The 6,419-nt window shown below is 63.5% G+C and carries 5 protein-coding genes; 3 read left to right on the top strand and 2 right to left on the bottom strand.

Going from position 1 to position 6,419, the window contains the following annotated elements:
- Positions 1-122 precede the first annotated feature (122 nt).
- The gene (gene acnB, locus OQE62_RS15560; RefSeq protein WP_265722959.1) at positions 123-2,738 is read right to left on the bottom strand and encodes a bifunctional aconitate hydratase 2/2-methylisocitrate dehydratase; all 2,616 of its coding nucleotides are present in this window, start codon (positions 2,736-2,738) and stop codon (positions 123-125) included.
- Between the two features lie 315 nt (positions 2,739-3,053).
- On the opposite strand from acnB, the gene OQE62_RS15555 reads away from it, so the two are divergent.
- The gene (locus OQE62_RS15555; protein WP_265722958.1) at positions 3,054-3,509 is read left to right on the top strand and encodes a DUF1289 domain-containing protein; all 456 of its coding nucleotides are present in this window, start codon (positions 3,054-3,056) and stop codon (positions 3,507-3,509) included.
- A gap of 89 nt (positions 3,510-3,598) precedes the next feature.
- Here OQE62_RS15555 and OQE62_RS15550 read toward each other — a convergent pair whose 3' ends face one another.
- Positions 3,599-4,525 (bottom strand): hypothetical protein, encoded by a 927-nt coding sequence (locus OQE62_RS15550; protein WP_265722957.1) that lies wholly within the window; start codon positions 4,523-4,525, stop codon positions 3,599-3,601.
- A 216-nt stretch (positions 4,526-4,741) separates the two neighbouring features.
- Here OQE62_RS15550 and OQE62_RS15545 point away from each other — a divergent pair, with 216 nt between their 5' ends.
- Together OQE62_RS15545 and miaE are read left to right on the top strand one after the other, a co-directional pair.
- The gene (locus OQE62_RS15545; RefSeq protein WP_265722956.1) at positions 4,742-5,491 is read left to right on the top strand and encodes an iron-containing redox enzyme family protein; all 750 of its coding nucleotides are present in this window, start codon (positions 4,742-4,744) and stop codon (positions 5,489-5,491) included.
- Positions 5,492-5,712: 221 nt separating this feature from the next.
- Positions 5,713-6,333: a tRNA-(ms[2]io[6]A)-hydroxylase gene (gene miaE / locus OQE62_RS15540; RefSeq protein ID WP_265722955.1), complete on the top strand. Its 621-nt coding sequence runs from the start codon at positions 5,713-5,715 to the stop codon at positions 6,331-6,333.
- The last annotated feature ends 86 nt before the right edge of the window (positions 6,334-6,419 follow it).

Here is a 6,419-nt window from a genome sequence, read left to right as displayed (position 1 = left end):
TAAGGGAAAAAGAACCGCCGTTCTTATTTTGGTGAAATATTCAGGTTAGGCCACTGCATAAAGAAACAAAAAAGCCCCGCCGGCAAGGGCGGGGCTTTTCAGTCCGAGTCAGGCTGTCGCGCTTAAACCGCCACTTCCTGAATCTCGGTTGCGGCAATCCGCTTGCCGTCTTCGGCCGATTTCTGGAATTCCTCAATCTGGTCGAAGTTCATGTAGCGGTAGATTTCCGCGGCCATGGAGTTGATGTTTTGCGCATACTCCAGGTATTCGGCCGGGGTGGGCAGTTTGCCGAGGATGGCGCCCACGGAGGCCAGTTCCGCTGAAGTCAGGTACACGTTGGCACCGTCGCCCAGGCGGTTGGGGAAGTTGCGGGTGGAGGTGGACAGTACGGTACTGTTGGCCGCCACCCGCGCCTGGTTGCCCATGCACAGGGAGCAGCCGGGCATTTCGGTGCGGGCACCGGAGGCGCCGTAGATGTTGTAGTAGCCTTCCTCCATCAACTGGTGCTCGTCCATTTTGGTGGGCGGGGCGATCCACATGCGGGTGGGGATGTTGCCCTTGTGCTGGTCGAGCAGTTTTCCGGCGGCGCGGAAGTGGCCGATGTTGGTCATGCAGGAGCCCAGGAAGACTTCGTCGACCTTGTCGCCGGCCACCTCGGACAGCAGGCGGGCGTCGTCCGGGTCGTTCGGGGCGCAGACGATCGGCTCCTTGATTTCCGCCAGGTCGATCTCGATCACCTCGGTGTACTCGGCGTCCTTGTCCGCTTCCATCAGCTCCGGGTTTTCCAGCCACTCTTCCATGGCGCGCGCGCGACGCTCCAGGGTGCGGGTGGAGCCGTAGCCCTCGGCGATCATCCAGCGCAGCAGGGTAATGTTGGAGCGCAGGTACTCGGCCATGGTCTCTTCGGAGAGCTTGATGGTGCAGCCGGCACAGGAGCGCTCGGCGGAGGCGTCGGACAGTTCGAACGCCTGCTCCACGGTCAGGTTTTCCAGGCCCTCGATCTCGAGGATGCGGCCGGAGAAGGCGTTCTTCTTGCCTTTCTTTTCCACGGTCAACAGGCCGTTCTGGATGGCGTAGTAGGGGATGGCATGCACCAGGTCGCGCAGGGTGATGCCCGGCTGCATTTCACCCTTGAAGCGCACCAGCACGGATTCCGGCATATCCAGCGGCATGACGCCGGTGGCGGCGGCGAAGGCCACCAGGCCGGAACCGGCCGGGAAGGAGATGCCCATGGGGAAGCGGGTGTGGGAGTCGCCGCCGGTGCCCACGGTGTCGGGCAGCAGCATGCGGTTCAGCCAGCTGTGGATGATGCCGTCCGCCGGGCGCAGGGAGACGCCGCCGCGGTTCATGATGAAGTCCGGCAGTTTGTGCTGGGTGTCGATGTCCACCGGCTTGGGATAGGCCGCAGTGTGGCAGAAGGACTGCATCACCAGGTCGGTCTGGAAGCCGAGGCAGGCGAGATCTTTCAGCTCGTCGCGGGTCATGGGGCCGGTGGTGTCCTGGGAGCCCACGGTGGTCATCTTCGGCTCGCAGTAAGTGCCCGGGCGAATGCCTTCCACACCGCAGGCCTTGCCCACCATCTTCTGGGCCAGGGTGTAGCCCTTGCCGGTGTCGTTGGGCTGCTCCGGCTTGCGGAACAGGTCGGAGGGGGGGAGACCGAGAGATTCGCGGGCCTTGGTAGTGAGGCCGCGGCCGACGATCAGGTTGATGCGGCCACCGGCCTGCACTTCGTCCAGCAGTACCTGGGAGCGCAGTTCGAACTCGCTCAGTACCTTGCCGTCCTCACTCAGGATCTTGCCGTCGTAGGGGCGGATCTCGATCACGTCGCCCATATTCAGGTCGTCCACCGGCGCCTCGAAGACCAGCGCGCCGGCATCTTCCATGGTGTTGAAGAAGATGGGGGCGACCTTGCCGCCGATGCAGATGGCGCCGCCTTTCTTGTTGGGGACGCCCGGCAGGTCTTCACCGAAGAACCAGAGTACGGAGTTGGTGGCGGATTTGCGCGAGGAGCCGGTGCCGACGACGTCGCCGACGAAGGCCACCGGGTAGCCCTTGGCCTTCACTTCCTCGACCTGCTTCATCGGACCCTTGACGCCCGGCTCTTCCGGCTCCAGGCCGTCGCGCTTCATCTTGTACATGGCCTGTGCGTGCAGCGGAATATCCGGGCGGGACCAGGCGTCCGGGGCGGGGGACAGGTCGTCGGTGTTGGTCTCACCGGTGACCTTGAACACGGCGACCTTGATGCTTTCCGACACCTTGTCGCGCTTGGTGAACCACTCGCCGTCGGCCCAGGACTGGATCACTTCCTTGGCCTTTTCGTTGCCGGCCTTGGCTTTCTCTTCCACGTCGTGGAAGGCGTCGAACATCAGCAGGGTGCCCTTGAGCTGCTCGGCGGCCAGGTCGGCCAGTTCTTTATCGTCCAGCAGTTCCACCAGGGTGACGATGTTGTAGCCGCCGAGCATCATGCCCAGCAGTTTGGTGGCATGTTCGCGGTCGATCAGCGGGGACTCCGCCTCGCCCTTGACGATGGCGGACAGGAAACCGGCTTTCACGTAAGCGGCTTCGTCCACACCCGGCGGTACGCGGTGGGTCAGGAGATCGACCAGTTCCTGTTCTTCACCGGCGGGGGGATTTTTCAGCAGCTCTACCAGGCCGGCCACTTGCTCGGCATCTAGCGGCTTGGGCGGAATACCCTGTTCGGCGCGTTCGGCGACGTGTTTGCGATAGGCTTCAAGCACGGATAAGTCCCTCTTCGTATGTGGGGTGGCACCAACAGCTGGCGAATTCCCGGTCCCTGATATTCACCATCGGAATATTCCTCGGCCGGGATTGTTGCATTCGTGCCGCTGGAGGCGGGGTCGCGAATTCTACAGGAAAAGCCCTGATGCTGTTAAGTTTATTGAAAAATCAATAAGTTAGGCGAATTACCACTATTTGTTTTGCAAATAGTGGTGGGCCACCGGGGGCTTTCCTCCGGAATCCAAACAACATAGTCTACGCGCCACCTTATTTCAGACCGCTGACAGCTTTGTTTCGGCAGATTTGGTTATCCGATGTACAAGAAAGTGCGTACCCCCTGCATTGGCGTTTGCTCCACCGGTATCGGCGACGATGTCTGCCGCGGCTGCAAGCGCTTTGCCCACGAAGTGATCGACTGGAACGCTTACACCGAGGATCAGCGCCGCGTGATCGCCGAACGCCGCGAGGGCTACCTGGTGAATGCGGTGCGCAGCCAGCTGGAGATCGTGGACCGCAACCTGTTGCTGGCCCAGCTGCGCCACCAGCAGATCCGTATTGACGAGGAGCAGAATCCCTACTGCTGGGTGTTTGAGCTGCTGCGCGCCGGCGCCAGCCAGATAGCGGATCCGGCCCAGTATGGCCTGAAGCGGACGCCCCAGGCCCGGGGTGTTTCCCTGGTGGAGTTGCGCCGGCGGATCGATGAGGATTTTTATGCGCTGTCGGTGGCTTACTACCAGCGCTTTGTGGTGCCCGGGTTGCAGAAGACCTGACGCCGGGAGCGTCGAGCCCCAGCTCGGCAGGTGGGCCGCAGGCACGACATTTGCCGCGCCCAACGGCCGATCCCAATCGATTACCCTTCCTATCCCTCCCGCAAAAACACCCGCAGCGCCGGCAAGAGCGGCTCCTTCGATAGCGCCAGATCCCGCCGTTGCCGCCGCCGGCTCTGCGGTGGTTCGTGATCCACGCGGGTAAATTCCGGCAGCCGGCCGCTGGCGTCACCCCGCACCAGCACCGGCATGGCCGCATAGCCCACCTGCCGGTAAGTTTCGCCCTCCCGCGTGCGGAAGATTTCCGCCACCTGCAGGTTCGGCCGGCTCTGCACCTGCACCTGGCGCAGGTCGTCGTGCTGGCTTCTGTGCAGGCCGGCGAGCAACTGGCGCTGGTACTGGATGCCGGTGTCCCCGCCCAGCGGATCCAGCTGTACCAGCTTCTTCTCGCACCATTCCACCGTCACCTTGCGAATCGACTTGCGTGCCTTGATCCAGGACAGGGCGATGGCATCGGGCCTTTCCGGGCACAGCAGCACCTGGCGATAACACTGGCGCAGGTGTGCCCGCGGGTGACCGGCTTCCGCCAGGATATCCCGCAGGCGTTGATCGCGTTCCGGGGCAGGGCGCCCGGACAGTGCGGCCTTGAAGGCCGCCACCGCCTCCGCGAAGGCCTCCTTGTCGCGATTGAGTCGGTGGGCGAGATTGATCGCCTCCGCAGGAACGCTGAGCAGGCCGGGAATTTGCAGTGTGGCGCGCGCGTCGCTGCCCGTATCCATCGGCGAGTCGCCATAATCCAGCCGCGCCATCAGCGCAGCAGCCAGCGCGTAGGGTTGCTCGAAACTGCCGTCCAGCCGCTCCGCGGTGTCGATGGCAAAGTGCGGCTGCAGCAGGTACGGCTGCCAGGCCTTGGGCGATTCCTGAAGCACCTCCAGCGATCGCCGCAGTGCCGCGGCGCTGGCGTGAAGCTGTTCCAGCAATGGCGGGATGGCCGCAGCCAGCCGGTGTTGTTCTGTCATCTGTCGTCTATCCGATGCAATACGGCATCAAATATTAAGCCACTTAATAAGTCGTTATCAAATGACGTTTACTCTACGTCCAGCAAGCCCCGCTGCGCCATCGTCAGGTTGATCAGGGAAGGGGGCTGCCTGTAGGAGCCTGCCCCACCGGCGATTGAGGGCTTGCCGGCGGTCCCGGCTCCCGGAAGGACACTCATCGGCCTACCATTGGCCGGTATGAATCGATCGGAATTCAAAGACGGATTGCTGCGGGTCATGGAGCGCAAGGTCCACTGGGCCTGGCCGGCCTTTACCGCGGGTATGGTGCCGAAGGAACTGCTGCATATTCACCTGGAGCAGGAGTACGCCGTCTATGTGCGGGATTTTCCCGTGTTGCTGGGGCGGGCCTATATCCAGTGCCCGATTGCCCGTGTGCGGCAGGAGCTGGCGGAGAATATCTACGAGGAGGAGACCGGCCGCTTGAGCGACAGCGCCCCGCATCCGCAACTGTTCCTGGAGTACCCGCGCGGGCTGGGGATGAACCTGGACCGCTTCAAACACGTGGAACTGCTGCCGGAGGCGGCCCGATACCGATCGCTGCTCGATGAAGCCACCGGCCACCACGGCTGGGAGGTAGCGACAGCCGTGACCACCCTGTTTCTGGAGGGTACTGAATACGAGCGCGGCGAACTGGATCCCGGTCAGCCGCGGCGCCCCGAGCCGCGCCCGGCGGAACACCCACTGGTGAAACACTACGGCCTGCCGGTGGAGTGCCTGGCGCTGCACCGGGTGCATGCAAAGGTCGAGGGCAGTCACCGCAAGGCGGCTTGGCACCTGATGCTGGACTATGTAGACGAGGGCGCGCGCCCGGCGGTGTTGCGCTGGATGGGGCAGGTGCTGCACGGCTGGCTCGACTACCGAGACGAAGTGGCAGAACACTGTGGCCTGACGCAGATCGCGCAGCATCAGCGGGGCAGGGCGGTGTAATCTCCGGGTGAACGATTCGGGGCAGGCGCGGGCTCCGCCGGTGCGCACGGCGCGCCCTACAGCGGTGGGAGCCTGCAGGCGGCCTCCTACCGATCCGTGCCGTGTAGGGTACGCCGCGCGCACCGTTCCGATGTCGACGCCGGCTGAGGCGCTCTGCCAATCCCGCCCCGACACCGCTATAATCCCGCGCTCTCAGTCACCAGCGATCGCCCGTGTCCCCTATGAGTTCAACCGTTCCCGATCTTCCCGCCATCCACGAATTCCTGCTCTGCCCGACCCCGGACGCCTGGGTGCAGGCGGCGCTGGCCGAACCGGAAATGCTGCTGGTGGATCACGCCAACTGCGAGAAGAAGGCTGCCGGCACGGCACTGAACCTGATGTTCCGCTACCTGGACGATTTCGAACTGCTCAACAAGATGTCGCGCCTGGCGCGGGAGGAGCTGCGCCACTTCGAGCAGGTGCTGGCGATCATGGAAAAGCGCGGTATCGACTACCCGCACATCGGCGCCTCCCGCTATGCGGCGGGTCTGCGGGAACAGGTGCGCTCTAACGAGCCGGGCCGCCTGGTGGACACCCTCATCTGCGGCGCCATCATCGAGGCACGCTCCTGCGAGCGCTTCGCCTGTATCGCCCCGCACCTGGACGATGAACTGCAGAAATTCTACCAGTCGCTACTGAAATCCGAGGCGCGTCACTTCCGCGATTATCTGGCGCTGGCCGGGAAGGCGGCGAATGAGGATATCCAGCCGCGGGTGCAGAAGCTGCTGGAGGTGGAGCGGGAGCTGGTCGAGGGCGGCGACGGCGAATTCCGCTTTCACAGCGGTGTACCGCAACAGCACTGAGTTTTCGAGGGCACCGGGATAAGCCGGATCCCCCTATAGGATGGGCAAAGCGCAGCGTGCCCATCAATGCGGTGGGCCGTCGCAAT

This window comes from Microbulbifer halophilus, assembly GCF_026183675.1.
GTDB lineage: Bacteria > Pseudomonadota > Gammaproteobacteria > Pseudomonadales > Cellvibrionaceae > Microbulbifer > Microbulbifer halophilus.
Note: the sequence above shows the minus strand (reverse complement) of the source record. Positions and strands in the feature narration are given on the sequence as shown.

What these genes read in the sequence shown, in the direction of transcription:
- OQE62_RS15555 (WP_265722958.1), top strand. Translation starts at nt 3,054, where the DNA reads ATGTACAAGAAAGTGCGTACCCCCTGCATTGGCGTTTGCTCCACCGGT.
- OQE62_RS15550 (WP_265722957.1), bottom strand. Translation starts at nt 4,525, where the DNA reads ATGACAGAACAACACCGGCTGGCTGCGGCCATCCCGCCATTGCTGGAA.
- OQE62_RS15545 (WP_265722956.1), top strand. Translation starts at nt 4,742, where the DNA reads ATGAATCGATCGGAATTCAAAGACGGATTGCTGCGGGTCATGGAGCGC.
- miaE (WP_265722955.1), top strand. Translation starts at nt 5,713, where the DNA reads ATGAGTTCAACCGTTCCCGATCTTCCCGCCATCCACGAATTCCTGCTC.